The sequence below is a fragment of the Microbacter sp. GSS18 genome (assembly GCA_029319145.1).
Classification (GTDB): Bacteria; Actinomycetota; Actinomycetes; order Actinomycetales; family Microbacteriaceae; genus Microbacterium.
The window spans coordinates 3,304,949-3,321,903 of sequence record CP119753.1 but is presented as its reverse complement, the minus strand read 5'-3'; the positions used below and the strand labels follow the sequence as shown (position 1 = coordinate 3,321,903).

General features: G+C 70.9%; 12 protein-coding genes. 2 read left to right on the top strand and 10 right to left on the bottom strand.

Going from position 1 to position 16,955, the window contains the following annotated elements; all coding sequences use genetic code 11:
- Positions 1-15 precede the first annotated feature (15 nt).
- Both P0L94_15330 and P0L94_15325 read right to left on the bottom strand, forming a co-directional pair.
- Positions 16-1,083, bottom strand: coding sequence for a polysaccharide pyruvyl transferase family protein (locus P0L94_15330; GenBank protein WES63831.1), 1,068 nt, complete (start codon positions 1,081-1,083; stop codon positions 16-18).
- A complete protein-coding gene (locus P0L94_15325) occupies positions 1,080-1,940 on the bottom strand; it encodes a hypothetical protein (protein ID WES63830.1) in 861 nt (286 codons plus the stop codon). Before P0L94_15325 ends, P0L94_15330 begins: the two co-directional genes overlap by 4 nt.
- A 167-nt stretch (positions 1,941-2,107) precedes the next feature.
- Here P0L94_15325 and P0L94_15320 point away from each other — a divergent pair, with 167 nt between their 5' ends.
- Positions 2,108-3,721 carry a Na+/H+ antiporter NhaC family protein gene (locus tag P0L94_15320; GenBank protein ID WES63829.1) on the top strand — a complete coding sequence of 538 codons (1,614 nt, stop codon included), beginning with the start codon at positions 2,108-2,110 and terminating at the stop codon, positions 3,719-3,721.
- A 16-nt stretch (positions 3,722-3,737) separates the two neighbouring features.
- On the opposite strand, the gene araA is transcribed toward P0L94_15320, so the two are convergent.
- The 6 genes from araA to P0L94_15290 all read right to left on the bottom strand — a co-directional run bounded on the left by araA (position 3,738) and on the right by P0L94_15290 (position 12,637).
- Positions 3,738-5,249, bottom strand: a complete 1,512-nt coding sequence (gene araA / locus P0L94_15315) for an L-arabinose isomerase (GenBank protein WES63828.1) — start codon at positions 5,247-5,249, stop codon at positions 3,738-3,740.
- A gap of 199 nt (positions 5,250-5,448) precedes the next feature.
- A complete protein-coding gene (locus P0L94_15310; GenBank protein WES63827.1) occupies positions 5,449-7,035 on the bottom strand; it encodes an FGGY-family carbohydrate kinase in 1,587 nt (528 codons plus the stop codon).
- Positions 7,032-7,745 (bottom strand): L-ribulose-5-phosphate 4-epimerase, encoded by a 714-nt coding sequence (locus P0L94_15305; protein ID WES63826.1) that lies wholly within the window; start codon positions 7,743-7,745, stop codon positions 7,032-7,034. The genes P0L94_15310 and P0L94_15305 overlap by 4 nt, the downstream gene beginning before the upstream one ends.
- 94 nt (positions 7,746-7,839) lie before the next feature.
- Positions 7,840-8,820, bottom strand: a complete 981-nt coding sequence (locus P0L94_15300; protein ID WES63825.1) for a substrate-binding domain-containing protein — start codon at positions 8,818-8,820, stop codon at positions 7,840-7,842.
- A gap of 81 nt (positions 8,821-8,901) precedes the next feature.
- Positions 8,902-10,776 carry an alkyl sulfatase dimerization domain-containing protein gene (locus tag P0L94_15295; GenBank protein WES63824.1) on the bottom strand — a complete coding sequence of 625 codons (1,875 nt, stop codon included), beginning with the start codon at positions 10,774-10,776 and terminating at the stop codon, positions 8,902-8,904.
- Positions 10,777-10,897: 121 nt separating this feature from the next.
- Positions 10,898-12,637, bottom strand: coding sequence for a hypothetical protein (locus tag P0L94_15290; protein WES63823.1), 1,740 nt, complete (start codon positions 12,635-12,637; stop codon positions 10,898-10,900).
- 166 nt (positions 12,638-12,803) lie between these two features.
- On the opposite strand from P0L94_15290, the gene P0L94_15285 reads away from it, so the two are divergent.
- Complete coding sequence (locus P0L94_15285) at positions 12,804-13,478, top strand: GAP family protein (protein WES63822.1); 675 nt, start codon at positions 12,804-12,806, stop codon at positions 13,476-13,478.
- Between the two features lie 10 nt (positions 13,479-13,488).
- Here the strand turns inward: P0L94_15285 and P0L94_15280 are convergent, their stop codons facing one another.
- Positions 13,489-15,189, bottom strand: a complete 1,701-nt coding sequence (locus P0L94_15280; GenBank protein WES63821.1) for an AMP-binding protein — start codon at positions 15,187-15,189, stop codon at positions 13,489-13,491.
- A 130-nt stretch (positions 15,190-15,319) separates the two neighbouring features.
- A complete protein-coding gene (locus P0L94_15275) occupies positions 15,320-16,807 on the bottom strand; it encodes a multicopper oxidase family protein (protein ID WES63820.1) in 1,488 nt (495 codons plus the stop codon).
- Positions 16,808-16,955 lie beyond the last annotated feature (148 nt).

Here is a 16,955-nt window from a genome sequence, read left to right as displayed (position 1 = left end):
CCAGACGCCGACGAGTCACCGGCGACGTACGCGCCGCACGGCCCGCTTTGCCAGGCCCATCCCGCGCTGCAGCAGCGGCTGCTCGGCCTCACGTCGCAGCGAGTCCTCGAGGCGCTGCCCGGCACGCGCCTTCATGATCTGATCGCCGAAGAGCTCCGCGATGTCGGCGAGGTTCTCGGGCGCCGTGAGCGTCTGCAGCACGGGGGCGGGTGCCGGCGCCGATCCCGTGAAAGCGCCGGCCCGGTCGATCAGCGCCTCCCGCAGCGCGAGGTGCCGTCCGGGATTCGGCGCGGGATCGTCCGGGTCGAAGTCGACGTCGCCGCGTGCGAACTCCTCCTGCGAGCACATGCGCGCGAGGTCGGCGAGGCCGTCGAAACGACGCGGATCGTACGTCGCGGGAGTCGTGACCAGGAGCGCCGGGGTCTCGAGCGCGAGCGACGGGAGCAGGGCGTGGAGCCGCGTCGTGATCACGGCCGCGGCCGACTGGTAGAAGAGCAGGTACAGCTCGGCGAGGCGGAAGCGCGCCTCGGTGTCCAGTCGTGGCTCGTGATAGGTCGAGAGCGCGACCACCCGGCGCGCCGTGCTGCTCCGGAGCTGCTGCAGCAGGTCGTCGGGCAGATCGACCGCGAGCACGAAGTCCTGCACGGCGACCAGGGGGTCGCGTTGCAGTGTCAGCGTCAGGCATCCCGAGAAGTACGCGTCGAACCCGCTCTCCTCGAGGAACGCCAGCGTCGCGTGGTCGCGGGCTCCGACGGGACCGTGCTGCTCGAAGAACGTGCGCCCGGCTGGGCTCAGCAGCGCCTCGCGCGCGCGGGGGTGGTTGGCGTCGAGGAACATCGAGATCAGCAGCGGGTCGAGTGCGTCGGCATCCGGCGGCCAGTCGTTCCCGTGCAGCCACCACCCGTTCATGATGAGCTTCGTCGACGTCGACAGCCGTGCGCTCTGCGAGCGGATGCGGTCGCGGTCGAGGTAGTGGTCGACGCGGGGCAGGAACTGGCGCGCGGCCAGGCTCTGGATCTCGTCGCCGATGTTCCACGTCGAGTACCGGAGCAGGGCGTACTCGACCGCCGCGGGCGCCGTCATCGGTACTCCGCCTGCGTGTCCCACCCGATCGACGTGTCGTACAGCATCCGGTCCTGGTACTTCAGGCACAGCGGCTGCAGCACGCTCCCCTGCAGTCCCATCCACCGCACCGGGTAGCCGGGGTTGCGGCCCCACATGTCGCCGGGGGCCTCGCGGAGGGCGGGCTCGTGATAATCGAGCAGGCGCTCGACCTCGCGCAGCCACTCCGCGGTGAGGGGCGTGTGCGACTTGCCGATCAGGACGGCACCGAAGACGATGAGCCGGTAGTACCGCTGCAGGTGCAGCTGGAGCCGCCCCCACGCCGGTCCCGCCCACTTGGGGTCGCTGAGGGGACGACCGAGCAGCCAGGCATCCGACGCGTCGAGCCGCTCGAACGCCGGCTCCCACGAACCGGTGAGGGGCTTGATGTCGGAGTAACCGCCGCCGTAGTGATGGAGGAAGTAGGCCCGCAGGTAGTCGGACCGGTGGTTGAACGAGAGCAGCTCGTAGGCCGGATGCAGCGGGTGCTCGGGGAGGATGAAGTCCGACAGCCGGTCGGGCGTGATCAGCTCGACGGGGATGCCCGGATTGACCTCGCGCATCTTCTCGAGACCCGCCTTGCGCGCGGGGGTCAGCGGATTGTCGCCGACCCAGAAGCTCCAGATCCGACGGGGCAGCTCGCTCGGCCCGCCGAGGTCGGCGGGAGGATGCCGCTCGAGGAATGTGAACTGGTATCGGCCATAGGAGAACTCCGGCGACGAGAGCCGGCTGCCGACCCACGACGTCGTGCGCAGGCGCGCGTTGTGCAGAACCCCCCGCACTCCCGTCCGGTCGATCCAGCGCAGCGTCGACTTGGCGGCAGACGTCGGGCTCAGCATGCGCACATGCTATCGAGCCTGCGGGTGGAGTCGATCCACTCCCGGTCGCCTCTCGACCCTGATGGGCGGCGTCTTGGGCAGGAGTCCAGCGCCGCGCAGCCGCGCCGCGTCGTTGACGACCCGCGCGCGAGCCCGATAGCTTCGGGCGCGAGGCGAGGGGGTAGATCGTGCTCGAAGCCGCACCGTGGCTGACGCTCATTCCGCCCGTCGTGGCGATCGTGCTGGCGATCATCACGAAGAAGGTGATCCCGAGCCTCGGGGCGGGCGTCATCGCAGCCGCACTGCTCATCGCCGGGTTCGCACCGCTCGAGACGGTGCGCCTCGTCTGGGAATCGTTCGCGGTGCTCTTCTGGGACGACGGAGCACTGAACACCTGGTACATCTACATCCTGCTGTTCATCGTGCTGCTCGGCGTCTTCGCTGCGTTCATCATGATGTCGGGCGGCACCAAGGCGTTCGCCGACTGGGCCGTCCAGCGCATCCGAACCCGCCGGGGCGGTCAGATCCTGCCCGCCGTTCTCGGCATCGTCATCTTCATCGACGACTACTTCAACGCCCTCGCGGTGGGTCAGATCAGCCGCCCGGTCACGGACGCCCATCGGGTGTCGCGCGCGAAGCTCGCCTACATCGTCGACTCGACATCCGCGCCCGTCGCGGTGCTCGCTCCGTTCTCGAGCTGGGGCGCGTACATCATCGGCATCCTGGCGCCGATCGTGGCGGCATCGACGCTCGGCGTCAGCACCGTCGAGGCGTTCCTCGGGGCGGCTGCGTCGAACTACTATTCGATCGCCGCGGCACTCGCGGTGTGGCTCGTCATCCTCCTCGGCACCGACCTCGGCGCGATGCGACGCGAGGAGCGCCGCGCCGTCGTCGAGGGTCGTCCCTTCGCCGAAGGCGAGGTCGTGCCCGGCCAGCTCAGCGAGGACCTCCCCGTCCACGAAGCCGGCGCGAAACGCGCCGTCATCATCCCCTTCGTCGCGCTGGTGCTCGGGGTGCTCGCGGGGATCGTCTGGACGGGCGTGACAGCATCCGGGTCGTGGGGTCCGGTCGACATCCTCGCGTCGACCGACACGAGCCTCGCCCTCATCCTCGGCGGCGTCGTCGGGCTCACGTGTGCGATCTACTACTACGCGCGCTACACGGCTGCGAGCCCGGTCTTCGGCTGGCGGACGTTCGGGCGCGGCTGGCTGGGCGGCATCAGATCGATGCTGCCCGCTATCGGCATCCTCGTGCTCGCCTGGATGCTCGGCGGGCTCATCGACGCGCTCGGCACGGGCGCGTACCTGGGTCAGCTGGTCGAGTCATCGAGCCTGGCGCCCGTCTGGCTCGTGCCGATCGTCTTCGTCGTCGCGGCGGCGATGGCCTTCTCGACGGGGACCTCGTGGGGGTCGTTCGGCCTGCTGCTGCCCATCGCGGGGGGCATCATCAACGCCGTCGACGCCCCCGAGCTGCTCATGCCGGTCTTCGGCGCCGTGCTGGCGGGCGCGGTCGCGGGCGACCACAGCTCCCCGATCTCGGACACGACGATCCTGTCGGCGACCGGAGCCGGCTGCAACGTCATCACGCACGTCATCACGCAGCTGCCCATGGTCGGGATCGCGGGCGGATCCGCTCTGATCGGCTACATCGCGCTCGCGGCGACGCAGCAGATCTGGATCGGCCTGGTGGCGACGCTCGCCGTGCTCGCTGCGTGCATGGTGGTCGCGCGGGTCGCGCTGCGGCCCGTCGACGCCGAGGTCATGCCCGACGTCGACGCGCCTCCCGCCGAGGGCGCGGCGTAGCCCGCGTCACCTGGGTTCAGAAGCCCTGCGCGAGCCGGTAGTACGCCTGGTTCCACCGCAGCTCGTGCTGGAATCCGCGCACCGTGGTGCCGTCCTCGATCACGACGAGTTCGGTCGCGGCGATGTCGGCGAAGTCGCGGAACACCTCGATGCCCACCGCGGTGGTCATCACGGTGTGGTGGGCGGCGCCCGCGGCCAGCCAGCAGGCCGCCGAGGTGGCGAAGTCGGGCTGCGGCTTCCACACGGCGCGTCCCACGGGGAGTTTGGGGAGATCCGGCGCCTCGACGTTCTCGACCACGTTCGCCGTCAGGCGGAACCGGTCGCGCATGTCGCTCATCGCGACGACGAGGGCGGGGCCGGGGTCGGCCGTGAACACGAGGCGCACCGGGTCCTCCTTGCCGCCGATCCCGAGCGGGTGCACCTCGAGGCGCGGCTTCGCGCTCGTCAGCGACGGCGACACCTCGAGCATGTGCGCGCCGAGGATCCGCTCGTTCCCGGGCACCAGATCGTAGGTGTAGTCCTCCATGAGGCTCGCGCCGCCGGGCAGGCCCGCACCCATGACGTTCGCGACGCGCACGAGGATCGCCGTCTTCCAGTCGCCCTCGGCGCCGAAGCCGTAGCCCTCGGCCATGAGGCGCTGCACCGCGAGGCCCGGGAGCTGCTTCAGCGCCCCGAGGTCCTCGAACGAGGTCGTGAACGCGCCGAAGCCGCCCTCCTCGAGGAACGAGCGCAGCCCGAGCTCGATCGCCGCGCCGTCGCGCAGCGACTGGTGGCGCTCCGCGCCGGGCAGCAGCTCGGGGGCGACGTCGTAGAGGTCGAGGTACTCGGCCACGAGCGCGTCGACCTCGGCATCCGTCGCCTGCTCGACGGCCTCGACCAGCTCGTTGACGCCCCACGTGTTGACCTGCACGCCGAAGCGCAGCTCGGCCTCGGTCTTGTCGCCCTCGGTGACGGCGACGTAGCGCATGTTGTCGCCGAAGCGCGCGAGCTTGAGGGTGCGCACCGCGGCCCATCCGGCGGCCGCGCGCTGCCAGTCCTCGACCTGCGCCAGGACGGCCGGGTTCGACACGTGGCCCACGACGGTCTTGCGCGCGACGCCCAGTCGCGTCTGGATGTACCCGAACTCACGGTCGCCGTGCGCGGCCTGGTTGAGGTTCATGAAGTCGAAGTCGATGTCGGCCCACGGCAGCTCGACGTTCGCCTGCGTGTGGAGGTGCAGCAGCGGCTTGCGCAGCGCATCGAGTCCCGAGATCCACATCTTGGCGGGGCTGAAGGTGTGCATCCACGCGATGACGCCGATCACGTCGTCGCGGGCGTTGACCTCGAGCGCGAGGCGGCGGATCGAGTCCGCGTCCTTCAGCACGGGCTTCCAGACGACCTTCACCGGCAGACCGCCGAGGCCGTCGGCGACGGCCTGGGACTGCTCGGCGACCTGACGGAGGGTCTCCTCGCCGTACAGGGTCTGGCTGCCGGTGACGAACCAGATCTCGTAGCCGTCGAGTGAGGTGGAAAGGGGTGTGCGGGTCATGATGGGTCCTTCGTCAGAGGTGTCACGGCATCCGTGTCCCACTTTTAGCCGCCCAGCACATGCTGTGGCGGCCGAAAGTGGGACACGGTACGGAGGGTGGGAGAGAGCGGAGTCCGCCGCTCGGCAGTGTGTCCCACTTCTGGCCGCTCAAGCGCCGCCGGAGCGGCGAGAAGTGGGACATGATGAGACGGTTTCGGGATCAGAGGGCTTCGACGGCGGCGCGCTCGGCGGCGAGGCCGGCGCGGTAGCGGTCGAGGTACGTCGCGAAGCCCGCGACGTCGGCGGGGTCGGGGTCCCGGACCTCGATCGCGGCTTCCGCGAACACGCTCCGGTCCAGGTAGGCGCTGAGGTCGGTGTCGACGGCCTTCGGGAGGTACGCGGCGAGCACCGCGATGCCCCACGCGCCGCCTTCGCCGGCGGTGTCGCCGACCGCGACCGGCGCCCCGAGGGCTCCGGCGAGGAAGCGCTGTGCGACCCCGGCGGTGCGGAACATGCCGCCGTGCGCGAACATGCGATCCAGGGCCACGCCCTCGCCGTCCAGCACGCGCATGCCGAGGGCGAGGGTGCCGAACACCCCGTACAGCTGCGCGCGCATGACGTTGGCGAGGGTGAACGCGCTGTCGGGGGTGCGGACGAACAGCGGCCGCCCCTCGTCCAGGCCCGCGATGGGCTCGCCCGCGAGGTGGTTGTAGGCGAGCAGGCCGCCGGCGTCGGCGTCTCCGGCGAGCGCCTCGCGGAAGAGGACGTCGAAGACGGCGTCCGAGCTCATCGCCGTGCCCGCGGCGGCCGAGAAGCGCGTGAACATGCCGGCCCATGCGGCCAGCTCGCTCGCGCCGTTGTTGCAGTGCACCATCGCGACGGGGTCCCCCGCGGGCGTGGTGACGAGGTCGAGTTCGTGGTGCACGCTCGCGAGAGGCCGCTCGAGCACGACCATCGCGAAGATGCTGGTGCCTGCGCTGACGTTGCCGGTGCGAGGGGCGACCGCGCCTGTCGCGACCATGCCGGTGCCGGCGTCGCCCTCGGGCGGACACAGCGGGATGCCGGAAGCCAGCGCTCCCGTCGGATCCAGCAGCGCGGCGCCCTCGGGGGTGAGGGATCCGGCCGGCGCGCCAGCGGACAGCACCTCGGGCAGCAGGTCGCGCAGGCCCTCCGCGAGCGGGCTCACGGCGACGAGGTCGTCGAAGCGCCGGATCAGCTCGTCGTCGTAGTCGCGCGCCGTGGAGTCGATCGGGAACATGCCCGACGCATCGCCGACGCCGAGGACCTTGCGCCCCGTCAGCTTCCAGTGCACGTAGCCGGCGAGCGTCGTGAAGAAGCGGATGCCGGGGACGTGCGGTTCGTCGTCGAGGATCGCCTGGTGCAGGTGCGCGATCGACCAGCGCAGCGGGATGTTCACGCCGAACAGGCCGCTGAGCTCCGTCGCCGCCGCGCCCGTGGTGGTGTTGCGCCACGTGCGGAACGGGACGAGCAGCTCGTCGTCCGCGTCGAACGCGAGATAGCCGTGCATCATCGCCGAGACGCCGATCGCGCCGAACGTGGTCGGGCGCACACCGTGCCGCTTCTCGGCATCCTCGACGAGGTCGGCGTACGCCGCCTGAAGCCCCGACCACACGTCATCGAGCGCGTAGGTCCACATCCGGTCCTCGAAGCGGTTCTCCCATTCGTGGCCGCCCACGGCGAGCACGACGGTGGGATCGTCCGCGTCCACCAGGCACGCCTTGATGCGGGTGGAGCCGAGCTCGATGCCGAGCGCCGTGCGTCCGGCGGCGATCGCGTCGGCGCTCATCCGGCCGTCTCCTCGTCGCGGCGGGCGTCGCTCGACTGGCCGTACACGTTCTGGTAGCGGTTGTAGAGCGCGTCGATCTTCTCCTGCGGGATCGGGATGAGCGGCCCCGCCTCCCGCGCGATGTGCACCGAGCGTGCGGCGTCCTCGCACATCACCGCCGCCTTCACGGCGTCCTTCGCATCCACGCCGATCGTGAACGGCCCGTGGTTCTGCATCAGCACCGCCCGGGACCGGTGCCCCGACAGCGTCTCGACGATCCCGCGACCGATCGAGTCGTCGCCGATGACCGCGAACGGGCCGATCGGGATCGGGCCGCCGAACTCATCGGCCATGCCCGTGATGACGCACGGGATCTCCTCGCCCCGCGCCGCCCACGCCACCGCGTACGTCGAATGCGTGTGGACCACACCGCCCACCTCGGGCATGTTCCGGTACACATACGCGTGCGCGGCGGTGTCGCTGGACGGGCTGCGCTCGCTGCCCGGCGTCCCCGGCACGACGTTGCCGTCCAGATCGCACAGGATCATGTTCTCCGGCGCCAGGTCGTCGTACGACACACCGGACGGTTTGATCACGAACAGATCCGCACCCGGCACACGACCCGACACGTTCCCGCCGGTCCACACCACCAGGCCGTACCGGACCAGCTCACCGTGCAGACGCGCGACATCGGACCGGACCTGGGCGATCGCCTCGTCGAGATCGGACATGGGTGACTCCTCATGGCGACATCGGCGCCGCCTCCAAAGATGTTACCGGTAACACTCACGTAGCGCCACCCCGGCCCGCGCGCGGGCTCACGGATCAGATCGCGGCGGCGGATGCGCGCGCGACGAGCACAGCCGGCGATGCGGGCGACGTCGGCGTCGCGGCGAGCGCGGCCGCGACGCAGCGGCGCGCCTCGCCCGCGATGTCGACCCGCACCGTGGTGAGCCCCGGTCGGTAGAACGCCGCGTCGGGGTTGTCGTCGAAGCCGACGATGCTGACGTCGCGCGGGACGTCCACGCCATCGTCGGACAGCCCGGCGATCAGGCCCAGTGCCATCTGGTCGTTGGCAACGGCCACGGCGGTGGGCCCGTCCGGCGCCCCTACGGCAGAGGCGATGTCCGCGGCCGCGTCGAACCCCGACTGGGCGGACCAGTCGCCGCCGAACTGCGGCCCCGGCTCGAGCCCGGCGCGCTCCAGCGCCTCGGTGAAGCCCGCGGCGCGTGCGGTCTCCTCGATCCAGTCGCGGGCGCCGCCGAGTCGAGCGATGCGCCGATGGCCCAGTCCGACCAGGTGCTCCACCGCCAGCGCCGCACCGGCGGTCTGCGCCGCCGCGCCCTGCCCGCTGTGCATCGCGACGAGCGGGACGTCGCTGACCCGACCGGCGAAGGCGCTCATCGTCGGCTCGTGTGCGGCGACGAGGATCATCCCGTCCACGCCCTGCGACAGCAGGTGCTCGGCCGCGGCGTCCACGGACGCGGGGTCCGAGGCATCCGCGTACGCCGTCGCGATCCACCGTCCGTGGGTGCGGGCCGCCGCCTCGAGCGCCGCTATCGCGGTCGCGGGGCCGTAGAGGTCCGCGTCGCTGGCGACGACGCCGATCGTGCGGGTCGTGCGCGTGCCGAGCGAGCGGGCGGCGTTGTTGACCCGGTAGCCGAGCTCGGCCATCGCGGCCAGCACGCGCTCCCGGGTCTCCGGACGCACGCTGGCGGCGTTGTTGATGACGCGCGACACGGTCTGGGTGGATACGCCGGCGACCTGCGCGACCTCGCGCACTCCGACGCGACCGCTCATGGACATGGAGGTCACACTAGGGCACCGACCGCGTGCGGAGCGCTCCGAGCCCATGCGAGCGCCCGGCCGAGGGGCCGGGCACGCGAGTCACGGCACGACGATCTCGAACGCATCGTCACCGGCGACCAGAACACCGAGCAGCGCGTACAGGACCGAGGGGTCGCCGCTGATCTCGATGCCGGGACTGACCGCATCGCCGGCGAGCAGCGCCAGCAGCCGCATCTTGTCCAGGGCCACCGTCACCTGTGCGGTGGCGGGGTCCGCGGGCTTCTCGATCGAGACGAGGACCCCGTTGTGCAGCGTGACCCGGAAGGACCGCCCCGCCTCGATGAACACCACGTCCAGCGCCAGGTCGAGATCCCAGGCCGCCGGCCCATCCACCGAGATGGCGATGGAGTCGAGCACCTGCTCGATGCTCAGCTGGGCCACGATGTCCGGTGCCGCGGTCTTGGTCGGGGTGCCGAAGTTCGCGCCGCGCAGCTCGGTCGCGCCCGACAGGTAGAAGTTCCGCCACGTGCCGTTCTCGGCGCCGTAGGCGAGCTGCTCCAGCGTGTCGGCGTACAGGGCCCGCGCCGCGGCGTGATCGGGGTCGGTGAACACGGCGTGGTCCAGCAGCGTCGCGGCCCACCGGAAGTCCCCGTCCGAGAAGGCGCCCTCGGCGAGCGCGACGACCCGGTCGATGCCGCCCATCGCGGCGACGTAGCGCTCCGCGAGGGCCTTGGGCGGATGCGGCCACAGCCGCGCCGGGTTGCCGTCGAACCACCCCATGTAGCGCTGGTAGATCGCTTTGACGTTGTGGCTCACGCTGCCGTAGTAGCCGTGCGTATGCCACGCGTCCTCCAGCGCCGGCGGCAGCTGGATCTCCTCGGCGATCTCGGCTCCGGTCATGCCCTGGTTCAGCATCCGCAGCGTCTGGTCGTGCAGGTACGCGTACAGGTCGCGCTGGATGCCGAGGAACTCGCGCAGCTCGGCGTTGCCCCACGTCGGCCAGTGGTGCGACGCGAAGACGACGTCGCTGCGGTCCGCGAACCGCTCGACCGCCTCGGTGAGGTACCCCGCCCACACGTGCGGGTCACGCACCAGAGCGCCGCGCAGGGTGAGCAGGTTGTGGAGGTTGTGGGTGGCGTTCTCGGCCATGCACAGCGCCCGGTACGCCGGGAAGTAGAAGTGCATCTCCGCGGGCGCCTCGGTGCCCGGAGCCATCTGGAACTCGATCTCGACACCGTCGATCGTGAGCGTCTGTCCGGTCGCGGTGACCTCGACGGTCGGCGCGGCGATGCCCGCGTGTCCCGTGGAGGTCGTCTGGCCGAGTCCGGCGCCGACCGATCCCTTCGGCCCCTTCGCCAGTGCGGCACCGTACATGTAGCCGGCACGGCGGGCCATCGCGGTGCCCGCGTACACGTTCTCGGCGACCGCCTCGCGCACGAACTCCGCCGGCGCGACGACGGGGATGCCCCTCGCGGCGAGCTCCTCACGGTCTGCGATGCCGGAGACGCCGCCGAAGTGATCGAGGTGGCTGTGCGTGAAGATGATCCCGGTCACCGGTCGGTCGCCGCGATGCTCGCGGTACAGCGCCAGGGCAGCCGCCGCGGTCTCCTTCGAGATGAGCGGATCGATGACGATGACACCCGTGTCGCCCTCGACGAAGGACACGTTCGAGAGGTCGAGGCCGCGCACCTGGTACAGACCCTCGACGACCTCGAACAGCCCGTGCCTGCGCACGAGCGACGACTGCCGCCACAGGCTCGGGTTCACCGTGTCGGGGGCGTCCCCGTCGATGAAGTCGTAGGCCGCGGCGTCCCAGACGGCATTCCCCTCCGCGTCGTGGATGACCGGGTCGGCGAGGGTGCCGAGAAAGCCCCGCTCGACGGCCGCGACATCGCGGGTGTCGTCGAAGGGGAGGCGATCGCGCAGTTCCTGCTGCTGGCGCGCGATGGCTGCGGAGGCATCGTTGCTGCTCATGTGGCCGATGCTACGACCGCGATCGGGACAGGACCCGGGTCCTTCGACCCCCCGGTCACCGCCGCTGCGACCGCGTCCGACCGCCGGGCGCTGAAGCCCGGCGGCGCGGCTCACGTCGAGTTCACTCCTGAGGGAAGAAGCCGAGGATCCTCGGTGTGAGCTGCAGGGTGGGGTCCGGCCCACGGCCGTGCGGGTTGCTCGGGTCGACGTACGAGCGCAGGGACGTGCTGAACTGGCCGTGCAGGCTCCGGTCGCCCGGCGCCGCGGGGTCTGCGGACAGGGGGATGACGTCTTCGGTGATCGCGGTGCACGCTCCGCTCGTCAGATCCTCGATGGCCGAGCAGTCGCGGGCGAAGAACCGGACGAACAGCTTCGAGAAGTCCTGGCCCGCCTCCTGCTCGAAGGGAACGGCCGATCCCGTGAGGTCGTCGTCCGACAGGTTTGCCGCACCCTTCAGCATGGAGGCGTCGTTGACACCCAGCCCCACGTAGGTGGCGTTCCCGGTCTCGGTCGCCAGGGTCCCGACGGCGGCGTACACCTGGCCGTCGTCGAGCGGCCGGGGCCCGGCGATGAAGTAGCTGGCATCCTGGCCGTCGGCCTCGCAGTCCATCCCCACATACCGGCAATACGGCCCGTCCTGCCCGAGGTCGGTGAGGATGTCCTTCATCTCCGACTTCGTCACGGCGTCGTCGTCGGCGCTGTCGCAGCCGCCGCCCTCGAGGTCGAGGTCGTGCGCGTCCGCCCGAGCGCAGACCGCGGCGACCAGATCGTCGAGGGCCTGGGTCAACCCCAGGTCGGGGGCGTGCTCGTCGACGCCGCCGCGCTCATCGGCGGTGAACGTGTCGAACGGCACCGGCTCCCGGTCCGAGCTCGGGGCCTCCCGGACGCGCAGCACCGTCAGCGGGAGCGAGCTGCGCCACGTGTCCGCCGCCCGCTCGTCCTCCGGCATCGCGTACCGCAGCGCGGTGAGGAAGTCGTTCGCCGACTTGTCGAGGCCGATCGGCCCGATGGGCTGGGGCCCGATGGGCTGGGCCTCGTCGTCGGGCGGCGTCGCCGGCTGGGGGAACTCCACCACGGCGTCCGGGGGAATGGGTTCGGTGAAGATGTCGTCGCCGGGCATCCCCGCGTTCTCCAGGGCGGCTCTGACGACCCCGTCCATCGTCTGATCCGGCGTGATGACGAAGGTCCGCACCTGGCCGAAGGGCGCTTCGTCCGACTGCGCGGTCATGACGACGTCGTTGATGTTGTTGCTCAGGCTGGAGAAGCTCAGCAGGCGGCTCGAATCGCGCGGAACCGTGCCGAACAGGTACTGGGAGAGGAACGGGACCTGGTGATTGATGAGGTCCTCCCAGACGGTGTCCCACAGCGGCGGGGCATCGAGCCTCTCCTGCGAGAACACCCACGACTGCAGACCCATGTAGCGGCCCTCGGGAGGCATCTCGCCGAGGATCACGATCGCTTCGCGCTCATCGAGGCGGTAGGTGGCGCTGTAGCCCGGGCGGGTCTTGCCGAACCCGTTCACGGTGCTGGGATCGACGTACTCGTCGGGCCACGACTTCACCACCGGGATGACGTACGGGGATGCCGGATTGTTCGCGAAGCAGTTGTGGAAGGTCTCGTAGGTGTACCTGTCGCACAGGTCCTGGGTGTACAGCAGCGGATACCCGACCGAGACCTCGTACCCCTGCTTCTCGAGGTCGCGGATGACGCTTTGGGCCTGACCCGCGACGGACGACGGCATGGCCCGGCTCGCGTCGACGTGCCCGACGCCGCTCGCGGCGAGCGAGGGACCGGTCGCCAATCCCCCCAGAGTGGCCGTCACGGCCACGGCCAGCGCTATACGTGCGGCAATCCTGAACATGGCAGCGCTCCCCACTGATGGCACCGATGCACTGCGCTCCTGCCGGCGCGCGATCGCAATGGACGCATCGTCGCCGTCCACGGTCAGGACGCTAGCCACGCCCGACCCGCCCGCCATAGGCCTTTCGTCCCGCGCGCGTCCCTGCGCCGGGACTACCGTGAGCACCATGATGAGCCAGGCGATCGGCGACATCCTCCCTCTGGCGCTCGGCGTCGCGATCAGCCCGATCCCGATCGTCGCGGCGATCCTGATGCTCCTCTCGCCGAAGGCGCGGGTCACGAGCGTCGGCTTCCTCCTGGGCTGGGTCGGCGGGATCGTCGTCGCCTCGGCCCTGTTCACGCTGCTGTCGTCGCTGCTTCCGGAGCAGGAGACGGATGCATCACAGCCGATACGGGCTGTGATCAAGATCGTGCTGGGCGCGCTTCTGCTCCTCCTCGCGCTCCGTCAGTGGCGGGGGCGGCCGAAGGACGGTGAGGAGCCGCCGCTGCCGAAGTGGATGCGGGCGATCGACACGATCTCGTTCGGCGGCGCGCTCGGCCTGGGCTTCCTGCTGTCGGCGGTGAACCCGAAGAACCTCATCCTGGCCGCCGGCGCGGGACTCGTGATCGGCGGCGCGGGCCTCTCGGTCGGCGAGTCCGCGCTCGTGATCGGGATCTTCACCGTCATCGCCGCCCTCACGGTGGCGGTCCCCGTGATCGGCTACCTCATCGCCGCAGACCGTCTGCGTGGCCCGCTCGACAGCCTGCGCGGCTGGCTCGTACACCAGAACGCGACGATCATGGCGGTGCTCCTCGCCGTCATCGGGGTCGTGATGATCGGCAAGGGCATCGGGGGCTTCTGAGGATCGCGCCTCACCCCTTGAGGTCGGGGAAGTCGGCCTCGCGGAACTCCGTCGGGATGCGCGCGCCGGTCAGCAGCTCCTCGCGCTCGCGCAGCTCGACGCGCCGGATCTTGCCCGAGATGGTCTTGGGCAGATCGAAGAACTCCACGCGGCGCACCCGCATGTACGGAGGCATGTGCTCGCGCGCGTGGGCGAGGATGCTGCGTGCGGTCGCGGCATCCGCTTCAGCGCCGCCGGCGAGGTGCACGTACGCTTTCACGACGTTCAGCCGCAGGTCGTCCGGCGCCCCCACGACGCCGGCCTCGGCGACCGCCGGATGCTCGAGCAGGATCGACTCGACCTCGAACGGCGACACCTTGAAGTCACTCGCCTTGAAGACGTCGTCGGTGCGGCCGACGAAGGTCAGGAACCCCTCGGCGTCCCGCGTCGCGACATCGCTGGTGTGGTAGTACCCGTCGTGCTCGACCTTCGCCGTCCGGTCGGGCTCGCCCACGTATCCGGTCATCAGATTGAGCGGGCGCTCGGGCGACGTCGGCAGGCAGATCTCGCCCTCGTCGGCGCGTTCGCCGGTGACGGGGTCGACGAGCACGATGTCGACGCCCGGAAGGGCCCTGCCCATCGAGCCCGGCTTGAGCGGCACGCCCGGGGTGTTGCCGATGACCGCCGTCAACTCGGTCTGCCCGTAGCCGTCGCGGATCTGGATGCCCCACCAGCGCTCGATCGTGGCGATCACCTCGGGGTTGAGCGGCTCGCCGGCCGACAGCAGCTCGCGCATCCCCGCCGGCTTGTTCTCCAGGTCGGCCTGGATCAGCATCCGCCACACCGTCGGGGGCGCGCAGAACGTGTTGACGCCGGCCCGGTCGAGCTGCTCGACGAGGGCGACGGCGTCGAACCGACGGTAGTTGTAGACGACGACGGTCGCCTCGGCGATCCACGGCGCGAAGAACAGGCTCCACGCGTGCTTGCCCCACCCGGGCGCGCTGATGGTCATGTGGACGTCGCCGGGCCGCACGCCGATCCAGTACATCGTCGAGAGGTGCCCGACCGGGTACGACAGGTGCGTGTGCTCGACCATCTTGGGCCGCGAGGTGGTCCCGCTGGTGAAGTAGACGATCGAGGCGTCGGTGGAGTCCACGACGACGCCGGGAGCGTCCGGGGACGCACCCTCGGAGTCGGCGAACGCGTGCCACCCCTCACGCCGCGCGCCCACGACGATCCGCACCATGTCGCGGTCGAACTCGTCGAATTTCGCCGCATCGGCACCATCGGCGATGACGGCGCGCACGTCGGCGCGGTCGAGCCGCTCGGCGAGGTCCTCGGCCGACAGCACGACCGAGGTCGGCAGGATCACGGCGCCGACCTTCATGATCGCCAGCATCGCCTCCCACAGCTCGACGCGGTTGTCGATCATGAGCATGACCGGGTCACCGCGGCGCACACCGATCGACGTGAGCCAGTTCGCGACCTGGTTCGAGCGGCGCCGCATGTGGTCGAACGTGCGCTGCGCCTCGCTGCCGTCCTCCTCGATCACGCGCAGCGCGAGCGTGTCGTTGCCCTCCGCGACGGCGTCGAACCAGTCCACCGCCCAGTTGAATTGGGGGCCGACAGCCGGCCATGAGAACGCGGCGCGCGCCGCCTGGGGGTCTCGGGAGTGGGCGAGCAGAGTGTCCCGCGCCTCGCGGAACGCGAGACCGGCGGCGGTATGGGGCATGAGGACTTCGTTCTTCGATGACGGATGCGGCCGGCCGCGCGGATCCTGGCCGGACGCCCGGCCAGTCTAGGAGCGGTCACGTGCCGCGGACGGCATGGGGTGTGGTGAGCCGGGTTCGCGCGGCCGCGCACTATCCGGCCTCGACGACAGCCATCATCCCGAGGTCCTCGTGGTCGAGGATGTGGCAGTGGTAGACCGTCCGGCCCGGGAAGGCGTCGAAGGCGATGCGCACCGTCGCGCTGGACCCCGCCGGCACGTCCACGACGTCGCGCACGTCCGTTCCCGCCACCTCGACACCGTCGAGCGCGACGACCTGCATGGGCCACACGTGCAGGTGGAACGGGTGCGACATCGGCGAGGAGTTCACGATGGTCCACTCCTCGACCGTGCCGATCCGGACCGACTGGTCGACGCGGCCGGGGGCGAACGATCGGCCGTCGAGGAGGAACCGCATGCCGGCGCCGCCACCCATGCCCATCGTCATCGTGACGGTGCGTGCCGCGTCGATCGAGGCGCCGCGCAGGTCCGCCCACGCTCCCGGCGCGACCGGGGCGAGCGCAGGTGCCGGCGCCGCGGCGTCCGGCTGGAGCACGAGCACGACCGCCTCGGGCGAGACGGCGGACCCTCCGCCCATCATGCCGCCGCCCGCGCGCCCCCGAGCGTGCTCGGCGGCGATCAGTTCCGCGGGGGCCGCCGGCATCGTGACGACGATGTCGGCCCTGTTGCCCGGTGCGAGGAGGAGCCGGTCGCTCGACGCCGGCGCCTCCCAGCGCGCGGAGTCCACGCCCCGCACGAGGGCGTCGAGGCCCTCCATGCGCAGGTCGAGGTAGCGGCTCGCGCATGCATTGACGACGAGCAGACGCTGCGGCTCGCCCGCCGGACCTCGCAGCACCGGCGATGGCACCCCGTTCGTCAGCAGGATCTCGCCGGTTCGGCCCAGCATCCGGTCGGCACGGGTCACGGCGGCGACGGCACCGCCGTCGATGGACACGTCCGAGACGACGGCCACGCGCGGGGACGCCGCCGACCAGTCCTCGTCATCGACGACGATCGCGCCGTACAGCCCAGCGAACAGCTGGTCGGCGACCGTTCCGTGGTGATGCGGGTGGTACCAGAACACCCCCGAGGGATGGTCGGGAGGGAGCTCGATCTCGTACGAGAACGCCTCGCCGGGGGCGATGTTCACGAAGGGGTTGTCGCTGTTGCCGTCGGCCGAGACGTGCAGGCCGTGCGTGTGGAGGTTGGTGGGGGAGCCGAGCCCGTTCTCGAGCCGGACGCGCAGCCGGTCGCCGGCCCGCAGATGCAGGGTCGGGCCCGGCACCGTGCCGTTGTAGGTCATCATGCGCACCGTCGCGCCGCCGACGACCACATCCGTCTCGGCCACCGCCAGATCGAGATCCAGGACGCCGTCGCTCGAGGTCAGCACTTCGGGCTCCTTCCAGGACGCGACGGTGTCCGCCGGCCCGGATGCGTCGCCCCCGCCGCCCTCGCCGGCGTCGTCCGGGTCCGCCGCCGGCAGGCCCGTGAGCGCGAAGCCCGCGCCACCCACGACGACGGCGCCGACGCCGAGGGAGCCGAGGACGATCGCCTGGCGCCGGGTGATCCCGTCGCCGGTCATCGGCCACGCCACATCATCGCGACACCCTTCTCGGCGCCCGATCGGGAGCGGCAGCCGGTCCGCATACTCCAGGGGGGTATGCCGTGGCCCCGATGCTACGCCCGAGAGACCACCTCGGCGAGGGGAGAAGCCGATGGATCCGCTGGGA

Bases quoted from the DNA above. Each gene is read 5' to 3' on its own strand.
- P0L94_15330 (WES63831.1), bottom strand. From the start codon at position 1,083: ATGACGGCGCCCGCGGCGGTCGAGTACGCCCTGCTCCGGTACTCGACG.
- P0L94_15325 (WES63830.1), bottom strand. From the start codon at position 1,940: ATGCTGAGCCCGACGTCTGCCGCCAAGTCGACGCTGCGCTGGATCGAC.
- araA (WES63828.1), bottom strand. From the start codon at position 5,249: ATGACCCGCACACCCCTTTCCACCTCACTCGACGGCTACGAGATCTGG.
- P0L94_15310 (WES63827.1), bottom strand. From the start codon at position 7,035: ATGAGCGCCGACGCGATCGCCGCCGGACGCACGGCGCTCGGCATCGAG.
- P0L94_15305 (WES63826.1), bottom strand. From the start codon at position 7,745: ATGTCCGATCTCGACGAGGCGATCGCCCAGGTCCGGTCCGATGTCGCG.
- P0L94_15300 (WES63825.1), bottom strand. From the start codon at position 8,820: ATGTCCATGAGCGGTCGCGTCGGAGTGCGCGAGGTCGCGCAGGTCGCC.
- P0L94_15295 (WES63824.1), bottom strand. From the start codon at position 10,776: ATGAGCAGCAACGATGCCTCCGCAGCCATCGCGCGCCAGCAGCAGGAA.
- P0L94_15290 (WES63823.1), bottom strand. From the start codon at position 12,637: ATGTTCAGGATTGCCGCACGTATAGCGCTGGCCGTGGCCGTGACGGCC.
- P0L94_15285 (WES63822.1), top strand. From the start codon at position 12,804: ATGATGAGCCAGGCGATCGGCGACATCCTCCCTCTGGCGCTCGGCGTC.
- P0L94_15280 (WES63821.1), bottom strand. From the start codon at position 15,189: ATGCCCCATACCGCCGCCGGTCTCGCGTTCCGCGAGGCGCGGGACACT.
- P0L94_15275 (WES63820.1), bottom strand. From the start codon at position 16,807: ATGACCGGCGACGGGATCACCCGGCGCCAGGCGATCGTCCTCGGCTCC.